Genomic DNA, 18,884 nt, shown 5'->3' with positions numbered 1-18,884 from the left:
TCCGGGCAGTGGCCCGGCGGTTCAGCTGGAGGGTCTTGGTATGAACAACCTGCACTGCACCTACCGCGACCACGCCATCGGCGTGGCCATCATCGAGCATCCCGGCATTCCCACGCCCTGGGCGGCGGGCTGCACTATTACTTCGCCCGACGGCAGCGCCACCAAGCGCATTCCACTGCCGTTGCGGTTCGCCTTTCTCGCCGATCTGGAAAGCGCCCAGCGCGCCTCGCTGGCGCACGGCAAGTGGCTGGTGGATCGGCATCTGGACCAGGGCGTGAGCCTGACCGGCGAGGCCCAGGCGAAGGCGGCCTAGGCCCACACGGCAAGACGCCGCAGAGGGCTGCGGCGTCTGGTGGAGCGGAGAGGGTCAGTCCAGCTTGAGGACCTTGGCCAGGACGATCTTCGGGCCTTTCATTTTCTTCACCACGATGCGCAGGCCTTCGGTCTCCAGCACCTCGTCCTCCTCCGGCACCCGGTTGAGGCTCTCGTAAATCAGTCCGGCAAGGGTCTCCGCCTCGATATGATCGAGGTCGACGCCCAGCAGTCGCTCGACCTTGAACAGCGGGGTGTCGCCGCGTACCAGCAGGCGACCCGGCTGGTAGGCCAGCACGCCGCGCTCGGCCTTGTGGTGTTCGTCCTGGATATCGCCGACCAGCACTTCCAGCACGTCTTCCATGGTCAGGAAGCCGACCACCTTGCCGTCGGCCTCTTCGACCAGCGCGAAATGCGCGCCGCCCTGGCGAAACTGCTCCAGCAGCGAGGACAGCGGCATGTGCTTGCTGACGCGCTCGATCGGGCGCATCAGCTCGGCGATGTTGAACTTGGACGGCAGCATTTCCAGCAGGCTCAGCTGCAGCAGCAGGTCCTTGATGTGCAGCACGCCGACGAAGCTGCCGGCGACCTCGTCGTACACCGGGTAGCGGCTGAACTTGTGCCGGCGGAACAGGTTGAACAGCTCGTCCAGCTTGGCGCCGACCTCGACGTGGATCAGGTCCTCGCGCGAGTTGGCCCAATCCACCACCTCCAGCTCGCCCATTTCCACGGCCGAGGCCAGCACGCGCATGTCCTGGTCGCTGGGGTCACGGGCGCGGCTGGAGTGGAGGATCAGCTTCAGCTCGTCGCGGCTGTAGTGGTGCTCGTGGTGCGGCCCCGGCTCGCCCTGGCCGGCGATACGCAGAATGGCGTTGGCGCTGGCGTTGAGCAGGTAGATGGCGGGGTACATCAGCCAGTAGAAGCCGTACAGCGGCGCGGCGGTCCACAGCGACAGCAGCTCCGGCTTGCGGATCGCCCAGGACTTGGGCGCCAGCTCGCCGATGACGATGTGCAGGTAGGAAATGATGAAGAACGCGAAGAAGAAGGCGATGCCGTGGATCAGCTTCTCCGACTCGATGCCGACCGCAGCGAGCACCGGCGTGAGCAGTTCGGCGAAGGCCGGCTCGCCGACCCAGCCGAGGCCGAGGGAGGCCAGGGTGATGCCGAGCTGGCAGGCAGAGAGATAGGCGTCCAGCTGGTTGTGCACGGTGCGCAGGATGTGACCGCGCCAGCCGTGCTCTTCGGCGATGGCCTCCACCTTGGTGGAGCGCAGCTTGACCATGGCGAATTCGGCCGCCACGAAGAAGCCGTTGAGCAGAACCAGAAACAGGGCGAACAGGACGAGGCCGAGATCGGCGAGCAGATCGGAAGTGCTGAGACTGGAAGGGTCCATGGGGATCGGTGGTGGCGAAGGGTCGCTACAGGGTGGCGGCTGGCGCCGGCGATTGCAAGCCGGCGCCGGCCGATCAGTCGCGGCGGCTCAGCTGCTGCGGCGGGAAGTGGCAGGTGAAGGTGCTGCCCTTGCCGAGCACGCTGACGATGTCCAGCCGTGCCCGATGGCGCAGCAGCACGTGCTTGACGATGGCCAGGCCCAGGCCGGTGCCGCCGGTGTTGGAGGCGCGGCTGGAGTCGACCCGGTAGAAGCGCTCGGTCAGGCGCGGCAGGTGCTTGGCCTCGATGCCGATGCCGCTGTCGGCCACGCTGAAATGCCCGCCCTGTTCGTCGGCCCACCAGCGGATGCGGATCTCGCCGTCGTCCGGGGTGTACTTCACCGCGTTGAACACCAGGTTGGAAAAAGCGCTGCGCAGCTCCGCCTCGCTGCCCTTGAGGCGCACCTGGTGGTCTGCCTCCAGTGTGATGCGGTGATTGCGCCCCGAGGACAGGGCCTGGGCGTCGTTGCGGATCGACAGCAACAGCAGGTCCACGGCCACCGGGTGGTTGTCGGAGGGATAGTCGGTGGCTTCCAGCTTCGCCAGCAGCAGCAGGTCGTTGAGCAGGTTCTGCATGCGCGCGCCCTGCTGCTGCATCTGCTGCAGGGCGCGCAGCCAGCGTGGGTTCACGTCTTCGACGTTGTCCAGTAGGGTCTCGAGATAACCGGCGATCACCGTCAGCGGCGTGCGCAGCTCGTGGGAGACGTTGGCGACGAAGTCCTTGCGCATCTGCTCCAGCTGGTGGAGGCGGGTGACGTCGCGCACCAGCATCAGGTGTTCGCGATTGCCGTATTGGGTGATCTGGAACTGCAGACGCTGGCGATCATTGACCGGGGAGGGCAGTTCGAGGACTTCCTGATACTGGCCGGCGTCGAAATACTCCTTGAAGCGCGGATGGCGCACCAGGTTGGTGATCGACTGGCCGCTGTCCTGCGGGGTCTTCAGGCCCAGCAGCTCCTCAGCGGCGCGGTTCCACCACTCCAGGTTGCCCTCGGCGTCGAGCATGATCACCGCGTCGCGCAGGGCAGCGGTGGATTCCTGGACCCGGTCGATCACCGCCTGCAGACGGCCGCGCACGCGCTGGTCGCGGCGCTGCAGGTGGTAGATGTTGTCGAACACCTCGCCCCACAGGCCGTAGCCCTCGGGCGGCGCATCATCCGGTTTGCGGTCGCGCAGCCATCTGTGCAGGCGCAACAACTGCTTGAGGTGCCACAGCAGATAGCCGCCGAGGCCGATGGCCAAGGCCCAGCCGTACTCGCCGGTGATCAGGCCGACCAGGCCGCAGCCTGCCAACAGTAACAGCAGGCGGCGTGCCAGGGCGCCGCGCCAATCTTGGTTCACCTAGCGCTTCCTTAGTCTGAGCGGAGCGGGATCAGCTCTTGGTGGAGAAACGATATCCGGTGCCGCGCACCGTCTGCACCAGGTTCTCGTAAGCTTCGCCGAGGGCCTTGCGCAGGCGGCGGATGTGCACGTCCACAGTGCGCTCCTCGACATACACGTTGCCGCCCCAGACCTGATCGAGCAGCTGGCCGCGGGTGTAGGCACGCTCCTGGTGGGTCATGAAGAACTGCAGCAGGCGGTATTCGGTGGGGCCCATTTCGGCCGGCTTGCCGTCGATGGTCACGCGGTGGCTGATCGGGTCGAGCAGCAGGCCGCCGACCTCGATCGGCGCCTCGCCGTCGCTCGGCGCGGTGCGGCGCAGCACGGCCTTGAGGCGGGCTACCAGCTCGCGCGGCGAGAAGGGCTTGGTGATGTAGTCGTCGGCGCCGACTTCCAGGCCCTGGATCTTGTTGTCCTCTTCGCCCTTGGCGGTGAGCATGATGATCGGGATGTCGTCGGTCAGCTCGTCGCGCTTGAGGCGGCGTGCCAGCTCGATGCCGCTGGTGCCCGGCAGCATCCAATCCAACAGGATCAGGTCCGGCTTGCGGTCGACGATCAGGGCGTGGGCCTGCTGGGTGTTTTCCGCCTCCAGGCAATCGTAGCCGGCCATCTCCAGGGCCACTGCGATCATCTCGCGGATGGGAGCTTCGTCGTCAACGATCAGGATGTTCTTGCCAACCATGGGTCGAGCCTCGGGTCGTTCTGTCTGCGCCGCATTAGATAACGGAATTATTGCAGCGATGTGACAGCCCTGCGGCAGCCACCTTTCAACGCAGCGCGAAGTCGACAACGATGCCCAGCAGGATCGCCAGCCCGGCCCAGTGGTTGTGCAGGAAGGCGGCGAAGCATTTCTGCGGGTCGCGGTCGCGGGTGTACCAGAATTCCCAGGCGAAGCAGGCGGCGGCGCCGAGCAGGCCGAGCAGGAACCAGATACCCAGGCTGAAGCGCGCGCCGGCCATGGCCAGGCACAGCAGGGCGAGGCCCTGCAGGGCGAGGATGATGATGCGGTCGGCCCCGCCGAACAGAATGGCGGTGGACTTCACGCCGATCTGCAGGTCGTCCTCGCGGTCGGTCATCGCGTAGTAGGTGTCGTAGGCCACCGTCCACAGCAGGTTGGCGATGTACAGCAGCCAGGCCTCGGGCGGCGGCAGCTCGCCGGTCACCGCGCTGAAGGCCATCGGCATGCCCCAGGAGAAGGCTGCGCCCAATACCACCTGCGGGTAATAGGTGTAGCGCTTCATGAAGGGGTAGCAGGCGGCCAGGGCCAGGCCGCCGAACGACAGCAGGATGGTGGTCAGGTTGGTGAACAGCACCAGCACGAAGCTCATCCCCACCAGCACGGCGAACAGCGCCAGCGCCTCGCGCTCGGTCACCCTGCCATCGGCCATCGGCCGCGCCCGTGTGCGCGCCACATGGCCGTCGAAGTGGCGGTCGGCGTAGTCGTTGATCACGCAGCCGGCGGCGCGCATGAACAGGGTGCCGAACACGAAGATCAGCAGCAGGCCCATATCCGGCAGACCCTTGCTGGCCACCCACAGCGCCCACAGCGTCGGCCACAGCAGCAGGTAGATGCCGATGGGCTTCTCCAGGCGCATCAGCTGGACGAAGTCCCAGGTGCGCGGGTGTAGGCGATTGAGGGCGAGCAGGAAAGATTGGTACATCGGCGGGTCTCCGGTCCGGGTGCGCCGATTATAAGAGCATGCGTGAAATGCAGGCGGCGCTAGTTCTCGGCCGCGTGATCCCAGAACGCCGGGAGGAACACCTCGGCCACCAGTACGCCAAGACCGTCGCGGCGGAAGCACGAGCGACGCCCCCAGAGCTGTTCGGCGCGCACCTGTGGCGGTAGCCAAGCGGCCGGATAGCGGCAGGCATGCAGCTCGCCGCGGGTGAAGGCGCGGTCACTGAACAGCAGCTCGCCGAGGGAGCGGCTGCCCAGCTTGCCCAGTTCGAAGCCGGAGCCTTCCAACGCCTGGCGCGCGGCCACGCTGCGGGCGAACACCCAGGGCTGGCCGATGCCGAGCAGGAACACCTCGCGCACCCAGCCCATGCTGCCGGCCGGCACCCGCAGCGCCGCGCATTCATCGGCGCGCAGCACCTGCCAGCCCTGCTGCAGTGGCTGCACGGCGAAGCGGTCGGCACTGAGGGTGGTGAGGCGGCGAGTCAGCGAGCCCTGGTCGAACAACCAGTTACGCAGCAGCGGCGTGGGTACCGGATGCAGTTGGGCGGCGCTGAGCCAGCGCGGTGGATGGGCGAGGGAGGGAGGCACGACAACGGCTTCGGCGACCTGAGACGGCGGCGAGCTTAGCACGACGAAGGGTGTGCGACGGACACTTGCACTGGGGCGTCCATATCAGTACAAAGCCTGCTGATTTTTGATGGCCCGTCATCCCCGGCGGCCACCCTTACAGGGCCGTCGCCCAAGGCGACGTTAAAGATCGCTCCCAGCGATTTTTTAACCAGGGCAACCTCCGCCCGCGATGAGGTAGAGCATGAAGAAGTGGCAATGTGTGGTCTGCGGACTGGTCTACGACGAGAGCCTGGGCTGGCCCGACGACGGTATCGCCCCCGGCACCCGCTGGGAGGACGTCCCGGCCGATTGGCTGTGCCCCGACTGCGGCGTCGGCAAGGCCGACTTCGAGATGATCGAGATCGGCTGATTCACCGAACTCGATTCACGCGACGGCGGCCCTTGGGTCGCCGTCGGCGTTTTCGGCGGGGCACAATCGGAGCATCGATCAGCTTCTGGCCGAAACGGCGGCTGTTCTGTCGTGATCGTCCTGTTATCCGCCCGGCAAACGGCTCGGGGCTACTGGCGCGGTGCGGGATGGCGTGCCATTCTCCCCGAGTCTGCCGCAGCGCAGAGCCGTTGCGGCGCCTTTGGCGCTGTTCTGGACGGACAGCACGGACACAACAACAACAAACCGTCAAAGAGGCATCTATGCGCAAACCTGAACTCGCCGCGGCAATTGCCGAAAAGGCTGATCTGACCAAAGACCAGGCCAACCGCGTACTCAACGCCGTGCTCGAAGAAATCACCAGCGCGCTGAACCGCAAGGACAGCGTCACTCTGGTCGGCTTCGGCACCTTCCTGCAGCGCCACCGCGGTGCCCGTACCGGCAAGAACCCGCAGACCGGCGCCCCGGTCAAGATCAAGGCCAGCAACACCGTGGCGTTCAAACCGGGCAAGTCCCTGCGCGACGCCGTCAACTGAGCAAGTCCCGGCCCGGAGTCTAGGGGCTCCGGGCCTCCCCCTTTCCAGTGCGCAGGCCGCCCGCCAGACGGGATGTAGTGCCCCGCGCCATCCGCTACAATGCGCCGCCGATTTCACCACCTCGAGGCCGCGCGCCATGAAATTCCGCTTTCTCCTCTGGATGCTGGGCCGCCTGATGGCCAAGGCCAGTCGTACCAATGCCGAGTTCCAGCAGCAACTGGAGGGCAAGGCGCTGGTGTTCCAGCTGCACACCCTCGACGGCAAGGTCGCCCGCCACTACCGCATCCAAGACAAGCGCGTCACCAGCCACGCTGGCGCGGCACGTGAACCGGCCTTCGCCATTGGCTTCAAGGACGCGGCCTACGGCTTCGCCACCATGAACGCCAAGAACAAGCAGCTGGCCTTCATGCAGGGCATCCAGAACAAGGACATCCAGATCCAGGGCAACCCGGCGCTGGTCATCTGGTTCCAGGGCCTGCTCAAGCACGTGGTGCCGAAGAAGAAAAAGAAGACCGAGATCAAGAAAGCGGCCTGAGCCGCTTTCCCGCTCTGGTCCGCCGCCGGCCCCTTGGCTAGGCTGAGCCTTTTCCACGGAACCGTCCCATGCGTCTCGCTCCCCTCTTCACCGCCGCCCTGCTCGTGCTGTCGGCTCCCGTGCGTGCGGCCGATGCCACCCTCGAGCGGGTGCTCGACCTGGCCGGCGTCAAGCTGCTCTGCGAGCAGACCGCTCCGTTGCTGCAGCGTGGCATGAATGCCGAGCAGCAGAAGGCCCTGGGCCAGGCCTTTGCGGCCGGCCCGCTGTGCGCCGACCTGGCCAAGCACGTGGCATCCAGGCTCAAGCCGGAGCAGTCGCGGCAGGCCCTGGCGTTGCTGGAGAGCCCGCTGGCCCAGCACTTCACCGCCGCCGAGCGTGCGGTTGGCGACGACGGCGGCCTGGCCACCTATCGCCAGCAGTTGCAGGAGCGCCCGCCGCTGGGCAAGCGCGTGGAGTTGGTGCGGCGCCTGGACAAGGCCGCCCACACCACCGAGCTGGCCACCCTGCTGCGCTACGAAGTGGGCAAGACCCAGGCCCTGCTGGCGTTGCGTGCCCGTGGCGGCGACCTCGACGAGCAGGCGTTGGCCGAACAGACCGCCGCCCAGCGCGCGCCGCTGCGCGAGTCCAGCGCCAAGGGCATCGAGGCCTTCATGCTCTACGCCTACCGCCAGACGCCCAGCGACCGGCTCGGCGACTATGCGGCGCTCTACGAGCAGGCGCCGCTGCGTGCGGTGCTGGAGGCCAGCGTGGCGGCGCTGCCACAGGTCTTCGCCGCGCGACGCGCCACGCTGAAATGAGAAAAGGGGCCCGAGGGCCCCTTTTTCATGCGCAGTTCGATCAATGCGGCGAGTGATTGAATTGCGAGGCCAGCTCGCGCAGCGCCACTTCCGCCTGCAGCACCTTGTTCAGCGCGTCCTCGGCCTTCTCGCGGCTGATGCCCAGGCGCTCGAACAGGGCGTCCGGCAGTTCGTGCTGGGGGCCGCTGCCGATGCCGCGGCTGCGCAGCAGGTTGACCGCCAGGCACACCAGGTTGGGGTAGGCGGCGTGGGCGCCGTCGTAGTCCGGGTCATGCTGGAAGCGCAGGGCGGTGGCCAGTTCTTCCGGCATGTCCCAGAAGCGCATCAGCCAGGCGCCGATCTGTTCGCGGGTGATGCCCAGCAGGTGCTGCTCGACATAGCCGGCCGGCAGATGTGGATTGACTTCCAGGTGCCGGCAGATCAGTGAGAAGTGCGGCGGGAACACGTGGGCCAGCACCAGGTAGCCGAAGTTGTGCAGCAGCCCGGCGAGGTAGGTCAGACCCGCCTCGGGGCGCTGGGCCCGCGGCATGGCGCGGGTCAGCCCCTCGATGATGGCGGCGGTGTAGATCGCCTGTTGCCAGTACGGCGTGGCCTGCTGCGGCTGGTCCTTGGGCAGGCTCAGCGTCTTGCCGAGGGCCAGGCCGAGGGCCAGGTTGATCACCAGGTCGAAGCCCAGCACGCGGACGATGGCGTCTTCCACGGAGCGGATCTTGCCCGGCGCGGCGTAGTAGGGCGAGGCGGCCCAGCTGACCACCTGGGCGGCCAGCGCCGGGTCGGTCTCGACCACGCCGGTGATGTCGTCGACGGTGGCGTCCGGGTCGACGCGCAGCTTGATGATCTTCTGCGCGGTTTCCGGCAGCGGCGGAATCTCGATGGTCTCCTCGAGGCGCTGCTGGATGCGTCGGGCGGTGAAGGCCTGCACCGCCTGGGTGATCTCGGCGCGGTCGTCGTCCGGGCGGTTGAGGTTGAGGCGGATGCCGGCCAGCGGCTGGCCGAAGCGCGCGGCACTGGCCTTGGCCAGGAGCACCGACTTGTAGTGCTCGCTGTCGATCTCCAGCAGCACGCCGGACTGGCCGGATTCCACCAGCACGCTCGGCTCGTCCAGCAGGCGTTCGTCGTACAGGCAGGGCGAGCTGGTCAGCGGCGGCAGCGCCGGCAGCAGGCCGAGGCTGTGCTTGGCCAGCATGCGCTCCATGCGCTCGGGACGGACCGCGGTGAGGCGGCGGCCGGTCAGCTCGGCCAGGCGGTTGAGGTCGATCAGCTGGTTCTGCGGGAACAGCACCAGCAGGGCGCCGACCGCGTCTTCCAGCAGTGCGGCCTGCACGCGGCGAGCGGCCGGGTGGGCGGGGTGATCGTGGCGGATGTGGCAGGGAACGCCGAGTTTCTCGAGGAGCTGCAGGATCACCGCGGGCGGGCGAGGGGCGGAATCGGGGGCGAGGGCGACTTCGGTCATGGGCGACATCCGGTAGAAAACTGCTCTCGGGCAGTATAACCACCCCCTCGCCGAGTCCGCTCGGTCGCCGGACGGGCGATCAACGGCATTCCGTGCGACAAGTCACACTTGACCGTATTGCTGGCCATGCCGCAACCAGCGCTCCAGCAGCGGCGCGACGTGCTGCGGCCAGCGTGCCAGTAGCTCTTGCGCCGCCTCGCGCACGTCCGGCAAAAGATCCGCGTCGCGCATCAGGTCGGCGACCTTGAACTGCAGCAGGCCGGTCTGGCGTGTGCCGAGCATCTCGCCGGGGCCGCGCAGCTCCAGGTCCTTTTCGGCGATGACGAAGCCGTCGCAGGTCTCGCGCATGATGCCCAGGCGCTCGCGCCCGAGCTGCGACAGAGGCGCATGGTAGAGCAGCACACAGTGGCTGGCGGCGCTGCCGCGGCCGACCCGGCCGCGCAGCTGGTGCAGCTGGGCCAGGCCCAGGCGCTCGGGGTTCTCGATGATCATCAGGCTGGCATTGGGCACGTCGACGCCCACCTCGATCACCGTGGTCGCCACCAGCAGCTGCAGTTCGTTGCGTTTGAACGCGTCCATCACCGCGGCCTTTTCGGCCGGCTTCATGCGCCCGTGGATCAAGCCCACGCGCAGCTCGCCCAGTGCGCTGGAGAGTTCCTCGAAGCTGGTCTCGGCGGCCTGGCAGGTCAGTTCCTCGGATTCCTCGATCAGGGTGCATACCCAATAGGCCTGGCGCCCCTCGCGGCAGGCGGCGCGGACCCGCTCGACGACTTCAATGCGGCGGCTGTCGGCGATCACCAGGGTGTTCACCGGGGTGCGACCGGGCGGCAGTTCGTCGAGGATCGAGGTGTCGAGGTCGGCGTAGGCGCTCATCGCCAGGGTTCGCGGGATCGGCGTGGCGGTCATGATCAGCTGATGCGGGCACAGGCGGCCGTCGATGCCCTTCTGGCGCAGCGCCAGGCGCTGCTGCACGCCGAAGCGGTGCTGCTCGTCGATGATCACCAACGCGAGCTTGGAAAAGCGCACCTCGTCCTGGAACAGCGCGTGGGTGCCGACCACCATTGGCGCGCCGCCGGCGATCTGCTCCAGCGCCGTGGCGCGCGCCTTGCCCTTGAGCTTGCCGGCCAGCCAAGCGACCTCGATGCCGAGCGGCTGCAGCCATTTGCTGAAGTTGAGGAAGTGCTGCTCGGCGAGGATCTCGGTCGGCGCCATCAGCGCCACCTGGTAGCCGGCCTCCAGCGCCTGCAGGGCGGCCAAGGCCGCGACTACGGTCTTGCCGGCGCCGACGTCGCCCTGCACCAGGCGCAGCATGGGCTCGGCCTGGGACAGGTCGTAGGCGATCTCCGCGCCGACCCGCTGCTGCGCGCCGGTAGGGGCGAAGCCGAGGTTCTGCAGGAACAACTGCGGCAAGCGCTTGGCCAGCGGCAGCGTCGGCGCCTGCTGGGCGCGCACCTGCTCGCGCAGGCGCTGCAGCGACAGCTGGTGGGTCAACAATTCCTCGAAGGCCAGGCGGTGCTGGGCCCAGTGCCGGCCTTCGGCCAACTCGTCCACGTCGGCATCCGGCGGCGGCCGGTGCAGGTAGCGGATCGCCTGGTCCAGCGGGCCCAGCTGATAGTCGCGGGCCAGTTCGGCCGGTAGCCAGTCCGGCAGGCTGTGGGGTCCCAGACGGGCCAGGGCCTGCTGGCTGAGCTGACGCAGGCGCTGCTGGGTCAGGCCCTCGGTGGTCGGATAGATGGGCGTCAGGGTCTGTTCCACCGGCGCCGGTTCGTCGCCGCTCTGGGCGCGATATTCCGGGTGGTAGATCTCCAGGCCGGTGGCGCCGGGGCGCACTTCGCCGTAGCAGCGCAGGGCGGTGCCGCGCTTGAGGCCGTCCTTCTGCGCCTGGCTGAAGTGGAAGAAGCGCAGGGACAGGGTGCCGGTGCCGTCCTGCAGGCGTACCAGCAGGCTGCGGCGGCGGCCCATGGCGACGTCGGCGCCGGCCACCACGCCCTCGACCACCGCGTCCTGGCCCGGACGCAGCGCACCGATCGGGGTGATGCGGGTGCGGTCCTGGTAGCGCAGCGGCAGGTGGAACAGCACGTCCTGCAGGCTCTCCAGTCCGACCTTGCCCAGCTTCTCGGCCAGCGCATCACCGACGCCCTTCAGCGCGGTGACCGGGACCTGCGCCAGTTCGGTCATGCCGGAATGGCTTCACCCTGGGGGCGCGCCACCGAGCACAGGCGGATCGAGTCGGCCAGCACCTCGATGGCCTTGGGCCGCGGGAAGCTGGCGCGCCAGGCGATGGCCACGGTGCGGAACGGCGCCGGTGCGGTGAGCGGGCGCACCTCGATCACGCCCGGGGCGTAGTGGTGGCTGTCGACCGCGGAGAACGGCAGGATAGAGATGCCCAGGCCGGAGGCGACCATGTGGCGGATGGTCTCCAGCGAACTGGACTCCACCGTGGTGTGCTTGGCCGCGTCTTCGCCGCCCTTGCGCAGCGACGGGCAGGCTTCGAGCACCTGGTCGCGGAAGCAGTGGCCCTCGCCAAGCAGCAGCAGGCTCTTGTCGTTGAGCATTTCCTTGTCGATGGTGTCGCGCTCGGCCCAGGGATGGCCTGCCGGCAGCAGGGCGAAGAAGGGCTCGTCGTACAGCGGCTTGGTCAGCACGTCGGCTTCCTGGAACGGCAGGGCGATGATGATCGCGTCCAGCTCGCCGGTGCGCAGCTTGTCGCGCAGGATGTGGGTGAAGTTCTCTTCGATGTACAGCGGCATCTGCGGGGCGACCCGGTGCAACTGCGGAATCAGGTGGGGGAACAGGTAGGGACCGACGGTGTAGATGGCGCCGATCTTCAGCGGTGCGGCCAGCTGATTCTTGCCGGCCTGGGCCAGCTCACGGATGCCCTGGGCCTGCTCCAGCACCTTCTGCGCCTGGGTGACGATACCCTCGCCGACCGGGGTCAGGCGCACCGCGCTCTTGCTGCGCTCGAAGATCAGCACGCCGAGCTCGTCTTCCAGCTTCTTCACGCCGACCGACAGGGTCGGCTGGCTGACGTGGCAGCGTTCGGCGGCGCGGCCGAAGTGCTGTTCCTGGGCGAGCGTGACGATGTAGCGCAGTTCGGTGAGGGTCATAGGTAAATTCCATTGAGATGTCGCCAAGCATAGCGACTGTATTCAATGGAACCAACCGGGCCGCAGCGAAAGATACGGCCCGGCTGAAGCCGGCTCAGCGGGTGAGGGTGAAATTCAGCGGATAGTCGATCGACATGCTGTTGCCGCTCAGCACCTTGCTCGGCGGCGGCGGTACCGGGCTGGCCCGGCGCAGCTGGCGCTGCACGTCGCGGTCGAAGGAGTTGCGCGCTGTGGAGGTCTTCACTTCGCTGGCGAGGATGCGGCCGTGGGCGTCGATGGTGAAATTCACCAGCAGCGTGTGCTTGCTGCCGACGCGGTTCATCCGCCGCTCGCGATCCGGGTAGTGCAGACGCTTGCTCAGATAAGCCTGCAGCTTGGCCATCCACAGCGCCTTCTCGCGGTCGATCTCGCCCTGGCTGGTCTGCTGCTGCGTCGGAGCCTGGACCGGCGCGGCGGCCTTTTCCTGGCTGGCGACCTTGGGCGCCTCCGGCTGCGGCTTGACCTCCGGCTTGGGCGGCTGCGGCTTCGGCTTGACCTTGGGTTTCGGCTTGGGCTTGACGATCGCCAGCTTCGGTTTCGGCGCCTCGACCACCTCGGGGATGGGTTCGGGCTCCGGCTCGACGATGGGCTCCGGCGGCGTCGGCTCGGGCGGTGCCACCACCGGCTCCAGCTCGATGAGCATGGCCGCGGGCTCCAGCATGATCGGCGTAACCGCCGGCCGCCACAGCAGCGCCAGGTAATAGAGGCCGATGTGCAGCCCGATCACGGCGATCAGGCTGACGGCCCACAGCGGCAGACGACGCGCTTGGCTCATTGGCTACCGACCGTTTCCAGGCCCACCAGGCCGATCTTCAGGTAACCGGCACCGCGCAGCTGATCCATCACGGTCATCAGGTCGGAGTAATCTACGCCCTTGTCGCCACGGACGAAGACGGTCTTCTCCTTGTCGCCGCCGGTCATGCGGTCCAGCGAGGCCTTGAGCTGGGTCGGGTCGATCTGCTGGTTGTCCAGGTACAGGCTGGTGTCTTCCTTGATGCTCAGGTACACCGGCTTGTCCGGGCGCGGCACCGGCTTGGCGGTGGAGGCCGGCAGGTCGATCTTGACGTCCACGGTGGCCAGCGGCGCGGCCACCATGAAGATGATCAGCAGCACCAGCATCACGTCGATGAACGGGGTGACGTTGATCTCGTGATTTTCCTGGAGGTCGTCACCGCCCTCGTGCAGATGCAGGCTCATGGATCAGCCCACCTTGGCGATCGAAGCCTGGGCGCGCTCGCCGGACGGCTGGTCCAGGTCGCGGCTGACCAGCAGCAGGACCTGGGCGGAGGCGTCCGCCACCTGGGCCTTGTAGCCGGCGATGGAGCGGGCGAAGACGTTGTACACGACGACGGCCGGGATTGCCGCGACCAGGCCCAGGGCGGTGGCCAGCAGGGCCTCGGCGATGCCAGGGGCGACCACGGCCAGGTTGGTGGTCTGCGATTCGGCGATGCCGATGAAGCTGTTCATGATGCCCCAGACGGTACCGAACAGGCCGACGAAGGGCGCGGTGGAACCGATGGTGGCGAGCACGCCGGTGCCCTGGCTCATGCTGCGGCCGCTGGCAGCGACCAGGCGCTCGAGGCGGAAGCTGACGCGCTCCTTGATGCCTTCCTTCTCCTTGCAGCCGGCGGACAGGCGCAGCTCTTCACGGGCGTCCTCGATCAGCAGGGCGCTGAAGCTGTGCTTGGCGCGGGCCTGCTCGGCGGCCTGGTTGAGGCTACGCGCGCCCTTGAGGTCGGGCAGTTCGCGCTGCAGGCGGCGGCGGGCGACGATCAGCTCCAGGCCCTTGGCGACCCACACGGTCCAGGTGAGGATCGAGGCCAGTACCAGGCCGATCATCACGCTCTTCACCACGCGGTCGGCGCCCTGGTACATGCCCCAGGGCGAGAGGTCGTGCAGCACCGGCTCGTCGACCGGCTCGGCCGCGGCGTCGGCTTCCAGCGCCTGCAGGGCGGCGGCCAGCTGCTCGGCATCGGTGCCGGCGATGCCGTTTTGCTGCAGGAATTCCTGGCGAGCCGCTTCGCGCTGCTCGGGGGTGGCCTGCTCGCCCAGGGCGTCCAGCTTGGCCCTGAGTGCCTCGGCCTGCGGATGGGTGGCCACGGTCGGCGCCTGTTCCGCGGTCGGGGCCGCCGGGGTGGTGGTGCCCGCAGCGTCGGTCGGCGCGGTGCTCGGCGCGGTAGCGGCCGGCTGCTGGGCGACCGGGGCGGCTTCCTCGGCCGTCGCGCCGAACGGCAGCAGAAGGCCGAACAGCAGCGCCGGAACGGCGAGGCGGGAAGCGAGGGTTGGCTGGGCGCGGAGGGCGTTAGAATTCATGCTGGCCGGACCTGAAGTGAGGGAGGTCGCACGGGTCGGAATGCGACCCTGTGCAAAAAAGGCCTGTATTATTGCAAGTAATTCTTGTTTGTGAAAGCAATAATGTAACTTTTCTACCCGGCCCGCGCGCCGTCCATTTCCGCACTCCAGAGGTAGCACCACCATGTCCAAGACCCTGATGATCGCCGGCTGCGGCGATGTCGGCAGCCGCCTGGCCCGCTGCCTGGCGCCGTCCGGCTGGACCCTTTACGGTCTGCGGCGCGATGTCGCGCGGCTGCCCGCGGAGGTCCTGCCGGTGGCCGGTGACCTGCAGCAACCGGTATGCCCGGCCGCCTGGCCGCAAGGCGAGCTGGACTACCTGGTGTACAGCGCGGCGGCCAGCCAGCACGACGAGGCGGGTTACCGCAGCGCCTATGTCGGCGGCCTGCGCAACGTGCTGGGCTGGCTGGCCGAGCGTGGCCAGCGGCCGCGGCGCCTGGTGTTCGTGTCGAGCAGCGGGGTCTACGGCCAGGCTGGCGGCGAGTGGATCGACGAGCGTTCCCCGGCCGAGGCCCAGGGCTATTCCGGGCGGATCATGCGCGAGGCCGAGGAGCTGGCCCTGGCCAGCGGCTTGCCGGCCACCCTGGTGCGCCTGACCGGCATCTACGGCCCCGGTCGCCAGTGGCTGCTCAACCAGGTCCGCCAGGGTTATCGGGTGGCCAGCGAGCCGCCGCTGTACGCCAACCGCATCCATGCCGACGATGCCGCCGGCTTGCTGGCCTTCCTGTTGCGCGCCGACGCCGAGGGCGCCGAACTGGCCGACTGCTACCTGGGCGTGGATGACGAGCCGGCGCCGCTGCACGAAGTGGTCGGCTGGCTGCGCGAGCGCCTCGGTGTGACCGAATGGGCCGAGGAGAACAGCGTGCGTCGCGCCGGCAGCAAGCGCTGCAGCAACGCCCGCGCCCGTGCCCTGGGCTGGGCGCCGCAGTACCCCAGCTACCGCGAGGGCTACGCCGCGGTGCTGAGCGAGGCGGTTTAGTCGCGCTCCAGCAGCCAGGCCTGGCGCCCGGGGCGGTAGGTGGGCACCTCGTCCGGGGCGGACTGGTTGAGCGCCTCGAGGATGCGCAGGCGATCGCCTTCGCGCTCGAACAGCCAGGGTGAGCCCTGGTTGCCGAGCTGCAGCCAGAGGCTGTCGTGCTCACCGGCCATGGAGGCGCAGTCGCCGGCCAGGCACAGCGCGTAGCGCTCGGTGCCGGGCAATCCCTCGAGACGGCCATCGGGGTGGAACAGCACCAGGCCGCCCTCGCCGACGCCCTCGCGGATCGTCCATTCGCCGCCCAGGTAGGCCTGGTACAGCGCCCATTCGAAGCTGCTGCCGACCGGTGCGCCGGCCTCGGCCACATGCTCCGGCCGGGCGAAGCGCTGCTCGGGGCCCTGGGCGCTGGCCTGCTGGATCAGCGCTTCGCCCTGCACCTCGAGCTGCTCCTGATAGTCGCCCTGGTAGTCGACCCGCCAGCGTCCCGGCTCGCCGGCCTCGAGACGCCCTTCCGGCAGCTCGAAACCATTGCTGTAGGTGGCCAAGCCGCGCTGGCTGTCCAGCCGCCATTCCAGGTTGGGGCCGTGGGCCAGCAGCGCCTCGCGCAGGGGAATGCCATCGCGCGCAGCGTCGATGATCGGCTGGTTGATCCAGGTGCCGTCCGGGCTCTGCGGGCCGGCACAGCCGGCCGACAGACCGGCAGCCAGGGCGATCGCGAGCAGGCGGCGCATGGGGCTCAGTCGAGGACCAGGATGCCGTCCATCTCGACCTGCGCGCCACGCGGCAGGGAGGCCACGCCGATGGCGGCGCGGGCCGGGTAGGGCTGCTCGAAGTAGCGGCCCATGACCTCGTTGACCTTGGCGAAATGGCTCAGGTCGGTGAGGAAGATGTTCAGCTTGACCACGTCCTTGAACGAGCCGCCGGCCTCTTCGATCACCGCCTTGAGATTCTCGAACACCTGCACGGTCTGCTCCTCGAAGCCCTGCACCAGCTCCATGGTCTTCGGGTCCAGCGGGATCTGGCCCGACAGGTAGACGGTGTTGCCGGCCTTGATCGCCTGGGAATAGGTGCCGATGGCGGCGGGGGCGTTGGGCGAAGTGATGACGGTCTTGCTCATGGGAACTCCGATTCCAGAGGGTGGGATGTGCGGTGGGATCAGGCGCGCATGCGGGTGATGCGGATGACGCCCTTGAGCGCGCGCAGCTTCTTGATGACGCGGGCCAGGTGCACGCGGTCATGCACGCTGATGACCAGCTGGACGACGCTGATGCGGCCGTCGCGTTCGTCCATGCCGATCTTCTCGATGTTGCCGTCGGCGGCGTTGACGCTGCTGGCCAGCAGGGCGATCAGGCCGCGCTGGTGTTCCAGCTCGACGCGCAGCTCGACGTTGAACTCGCCGGCCACGTCCTTGGCCCAGTTGAGCTGGATGCACTTTTCCGGGTTGTGGCGGATGTCGGCGATGTTCCGGCAGGTTTCCAGGTGCACCACGATGCCCTTGCCGGCGGACAGATGGCCGACGATGGGGTCGCCGGGGATCGGCGTGCAGCACTTGGCGTAGTTGAGCACCAGGCCCTCGGTACCGCGGATGGCCAGCGGGCCGTCCTGACTGGGCGAGGCGGCCTCGCCGGTCTCTGCGAGCAGGCGGCGGGCGACCACGTAGCCCATGCGATTGCCCAGGCCGATGTCTTCCAGCAGGTCCTCGATCACCTCCAGACGGTATTCGCCGAGCACGGCCTGGATGCGCTCCGCGCTGATCTTCTCCAGGTGGCTGTCGAAGCCGGTGAGGGCCTTGTTCAGCAGGCGCTCGCCCAGGCTGATGGACTCGGAGCGGCGCTGCTGCTTGAGGGCGTGGCGGATGTGCGTGCGTGCCTTGCCAGTGACCACGAAATTGAGCCAGGCCGGGTTCGGCCGTGCGCCGGGGGCGGTGACGATCTCCACCGTCGAGCCGCTCTCCAGGGCCTGCGACAGTGGCGCCAGGCGGCGGTTGATGCGGCAGGCGATGCAGCTGTTGCCGACGTCGGTGTGCACGGCGTAGGCGAAGTCGACCGCGGTGGAGCCCTTCGGCAGCTCCATGATGCGGCCCTTGGGCGTGAACACGTAGACCTCGTCCGGGAACAGGTCGATCTTCACGCTCTCGATGAATTCCAGCGAGTTGCCGGCGCGCTGCTGCATCTCCAGCACGCCCTTGACCCATTGGCGGGCGCGGGCGTGGTTGCCCTTGGGCGTGTCGTCGCCGTCGGACTTGTACAGCCAGTGGGCGGCGATGCCGTTGTTGGCCATCTCCTCCATCTCGCGGGTGCGGATCTGGATCTCGATGGGCACGCCGTGCATGCCGAACAGGGTGGTGTGCAGCGACTGGTAGCCGTTGGCCTTGGGGATCGCGATGTAGTCCTTGAAGCGGCCCGGCAGGGGCTTGTACAGGTTGTGCACCACGCCCAGGGCGCGGTAGCAGGTGTCGACCTTGTCGACAATGATGCGGAAGGCGTAGACGTCCATGATCTCGTTGAACGCCCGGCGCTTGCCGCGCATCTTCTGGTAGATGCTGTAGAGGTGCTTCTCGCGGCCGATCACCTCGCCTTCCATGCCCTCGCGCTGCAGGTAGGCGGTGATCGATTCCTCGATCTTGGCGACGATTTCCTTGCGGTTGCCGCGGGCGCGCTTGACCGCGGTGCGGATGCGCTCGGAGCGCATCGGGTGCATGGCCTTGAAGCCGAGGTCCTCGAACTCCACGCGCATGCTGTGCATGCCCAGCCGGTTGGCGATGGGTGCGTAGATTTCCAGGGTTTCCTTGGCGATGCGCCGGCGCTTCTCGCCGGACAGCACTTCCAGCGTGCGCATGTTGTGCAGGCGGTCGGCGAGCTTGACCAGGATCACGCGGATGTCGCGGGCCATGGCCATGGCCATCTTCTGGAAATTCTCGGCCTGGGCCTCGGCCTTGGACTGGAAGTCCATCTGGGTCAGCTTGCTGACGCCGTCCACCAGCTCGGAGACGGTCTCGCCGAACTGGGCGGTGAGGGCTTCCTTGGCGATGCCGGTGTCCTCGATCACGTCGTGCAGCATCGCGGCCATCAGGCTCTGATGGTCCATGTGCATGTCGGCGAGGATATTGGCGACGGCGAGCGGATGGGTGACGTAGGCCTCGCCGCTGCGGCGGCGTTGTCCGTCGTGGGCCTGCTCGGCGTAGAAGTAGGCGCGGCGGACCAGGTTGACCTGATCCGCGGCCAGGTAGGTCGAAAGTCGATCGGCGAGGGTGTCTATGCTCGGCACGGGTTCACCCCCTGCCGAGTCGGCG

20 protein-coding genes are annotated in these 18,884 nt (G+C 67.9%); 6 read left to right on the top strand and 14 right to left on the bottom strand.

Annotated features, from left to right (window positions below; translation table 11 throughout):
* Positions 1 to 40 precede the first annotated feature (40 nt).
* Complete coding sequence (locus NF616_RS13035; protein ID WP_252273714.1) at positions 41 to 313, top strand: hypothetical protein; 273 nt, start codon at positions 41 to 43, stop codon at positions 311 to 313.
* Positions 314 to 367: 54 nt separating this feature from the next.
* Here the strand turns inward: NF616_RS13035 and NF616_RS13030 are convergent, their stop codons facing one another.
* The 5 genes from NF616_RS13030 to NF616_RS13010 all read right to left on the bottom strand — a co-directional run bounded on the left by NF616_RS13030 (position 368) and on the right by NF616_RS13010 (position 5,388).
* Complete coding sequence (locus NF616_RS13030; protein ID WP_252273713.1) at positions 368 to 1,705, bottom strand: hemolysin family protein; 1,338 nt, start codon at positions 1,703 to 1,705, stop codon at positions 368 to 370.
* 73 nt (positions 1,706 to 1,778) lie between these two features.
* Complete coding sequence (phoR, locus tag NF616_RS13025) at positions 1,779 to 3,083, bottom strand: phosphate regulon sensor histidine kinase PhoR (RefSeq protein ID WP_252273712.1); 1,305 nt, start codon at positions 3,081 to 3,083, stop codon at positions 1,779 to 1,781.
* 31 nt (positions 3,084 to 3,114) lie between these two features.
* Positions 3,115 to 3,804 carry a phosphate regulon transcriptional regulator PhoB gene (gene phoB, locus NF616_RS13020; protein WP_061902709.1) on the bottom strand — a complete coding sequence of 230 codons (690 nt, stop codon included), beginning with the start codon at positions 3,802 to 3,804 and terminating at the stop codon, positions 3,115 to 3,117.
* Positions 3,805 to 3,889: 85 nt separating this feature from the next.
* A complete protein-coding gene (gene ubiA, locus NF616_RS13015; protein ID WP_252273711.1) occupies positions 3,890 to 4,783 on the bottom strand; it encodes a 4-hydroxybenzoate octaprenyltransferase in 894 nt (297 codons plus the stop codon).
* A gap of 59 nt (positions 4,784 to 4,842) precedes the next feature.
* Positions 4,843 to 5,388 carry a chorismate--pyruvate lyase family protein gene (locus NF616_RS13010; RefSeq protein WP_252273710.1) on the bottom strand — a complete coding sequence of 182 codons (546 nt, stop codon included), beginning with the start codon at positions 5,386 to 5,388 and terminating at the stop codon, positions 4,843 to 4,845.
* 223 nt (positions 5,389 to 5,611) lie between these two features.
* On the opposite strand from NF616_RS13010, the gene NF616_RS13005 reads away from it, so the two are divergent.
* The 4 genes from NF616_RS13005 to NF616_RS12990 all read left to right on the top strand — a co-directional run bounded on the left by NF616_RS13005 (position 5,612) and on the right by NF616_RS12990 (position 7,665).
* A complete protein-coding gene (locus NF616_RS13005; protein ID WP_252273709.1) occupies positions 5,612 to 5,779 on the top strand; it encodes a rubredoxin in 168 nt (55 codons plus the stop codon).
* 281 nt (positions 5,780 to 6,060) lie between these two features.
* A complete protein-coding gene (locus NF616_RS13000) occupies positions 6,061 to 6,333 on the top strand; it encodes an HU family DNA-binding protein (protein ID WP_021702152.1) in 273 nt (90 codons plus the stop codon).
* Positions 6,334 to 6,469: 136 nt separating this feature from the next.
* Positions 6,470 to 6,868: a helicase gene (locus NF616_RS12995; protein WP_252273708.1), complete on the top strand. Its 399-nt coding sequence runs from the start codon at positions 6,470 to 6,472 to the stop codon at positions 6,866 to 6,868.
* A gap of 68 nt (positions 6,869 to 6,936) precedes the next feature.
* Positions 6,937 to 7,665, top strand: coding sequence for a hypothetical protein (locus NF616_RS12990; RefSeq protein ID WP_252273707.1), 729 nt, complete (start codon positions 6,937 to 6,939; stop codon positions 7,663 to 7,665).
* A gap of 40 nt (positions 7,666 to 7,705) precedes the next feature.
* Here NF616_RS12990 and NF616_RS12985 read toward each other — a convergent pair whose 3' ends face one another.
* The 6 genes from NF616_RS12985 to exbB form a co-directional block, all read right to left on the bottom strand.
* Positions 7,706 to 9,118: an aminoacyl-tRNA deacylase and HDOD domain-containing protein gene (locus NF616_RS12985; protein ID WP_252273706.1), complete on the bottom strand. Its 1,413-nt coding sequence runs from the start codon at positions 9,116 to 9,118 to the stop codon at positions 7,706 to 7,708.
* Positions 9,119 to 9,220: 102 nt separating this feature from the next.
* On the bottom strand, positions 9,221 to 11,296 hold the full coding sequence (recG, locus tag NF616_RS12980) for an ATP-dependent DNA helicase RecG (RefSeq protein WP_252273705.1): 2,076 nt from the start codon (positions 11,294 to 11,296) through the stop codon (positions 9,221 to 9,223).
* Positions 11,293 to 12,225, bottom strand: coding sequence for a hydrogen peroxide-inducible genes activator (locus NF616_RS12975; RefSeq protein WP_252273704.1), 933 nt, complete (start codon positions 12,223 to 12,225; stop codon positions 11,293 to 11,295). The genes recG and NF616_RS12975 overlap by 4 nt, the downstream gene beginning before the upstream one ends.
* Positions 12,226 to 12,319: 94 nt before the next feature.
* Positions 12,320 to 13,039, bottom strand: a complete 720-nt coding sequence (locus NF616_RS12970; RefSeq protein ID WP_252273703.1) for an energy transducer TonB — start codon at positions 13,037 to 13,039, stop codon at positions 12,320 to 12,322.
* Positions 13,036 to 13,461, bottom strand: a complete 426-nt coding sequence (exbD, locus tag NF616_RS12965) for a TonB system transport protein ExbD (RefSeq protein ID WP_252273702.1) — start codon at positions 13,459 to 13,461, stop codon at positions 13,036 to 13,038. The genes NF616_RS12970 and exbD overlap by 4 nt, the downstream gene beginning before the upstream one ends.
* 3 nt (positions 13,462 to 13,464) lie before the next feature.
* Positions 13,465 to 14,577: a tonB-system energizer ExbB gene (gene exbB, locus NF616_RS12960; RefSeq protein WP_252273701.1), complete on the bottom strand. Its 1,113-nt coding sequence runs from the start codon at positions 14,575 to 14,577 to the stop codon at positions 13,465 to 13,467.
* A gap of 163 nt (positions 14,578 to 14,740) precedes the next feature.
* On the opposite strand from exbB, the gene NF616_RS12955 reads away from it, so the two are divergent.
* Positions 14,741 to 15,595, top strand: a complete 855-nt coding sequence (locus tag NF616_RS12955; protein WP_252273700.1) for an NAD-dependent epimerase/dehydratase family protein — start codon at positions 14,741 to 14,743, stop codon at positions 15,593 to 15,595.
* Here NF616_RS12955 and NF616_RS12950 read toward each other — a convergent pair.
* From NF616_RS12950 to spoT, 3 genes are read right to left on the bottom strand one after another with little or no spacing between them, the layout of a single operon-like run.
* Entirely contained in the window at positions 15,592 to 16,323 is a 732-nt protein-coding gene (locus tag NF616_RS12950) for a hypothetical protein (RefSeq protein ID WP_252273699.1), read from the bottom strand. The two genes, NF616_RS12955 and NF616_RS12950, sit on opposite strands and share 4 nt — an antisense overlap.
* A 5-nt stretch (positions 16,324 to 16,328) precedes the next feature.
* A complete protein-coding gene (locus NF616_RS12945) occupies positions 16,329 to 16,709 on the bottom strand; it encodes a RidA family protein (RefSeq protein WP_252273698.1) in 381 nt (126 codons plus the stop codon).
* Between the two features lie 38 nt (positions 16,710 to 16,747).
* Positions 16,748 to 18,859 (bottom strand): bifunctional GTP diphosphokinase/guanosine-3',5'-bis pyrophosphate 3'-pyrophosphohydrolase, encoded by a 2,112-nt coding sequence (spoT, locus tag NF616_RS12940; RefSeq protein ID WP_252273697.1) that lies wholly within the window; start codon positions 18,857 to 18,859, stop codon positions 16,748 to 16,750.
* Positions 18,860 to 18,884: the final 25 nt, after the last annotated feature.

It is taken from the genome of Pseudomonas subflava (assembly GCF_023823685.1).
GTDB lineage: Bacteria > Pseudomonadota > Gammaproteobacteria > Pseudomonadales > Pseudomonadaceae > Aquipseudomonas > Aquipseudomonas subflava.
The sequence above is the reverse complement of the archived record's forward strand: the minus strand, read 5'-3'. Positions and strand labels throughout refer to the sequence as shown.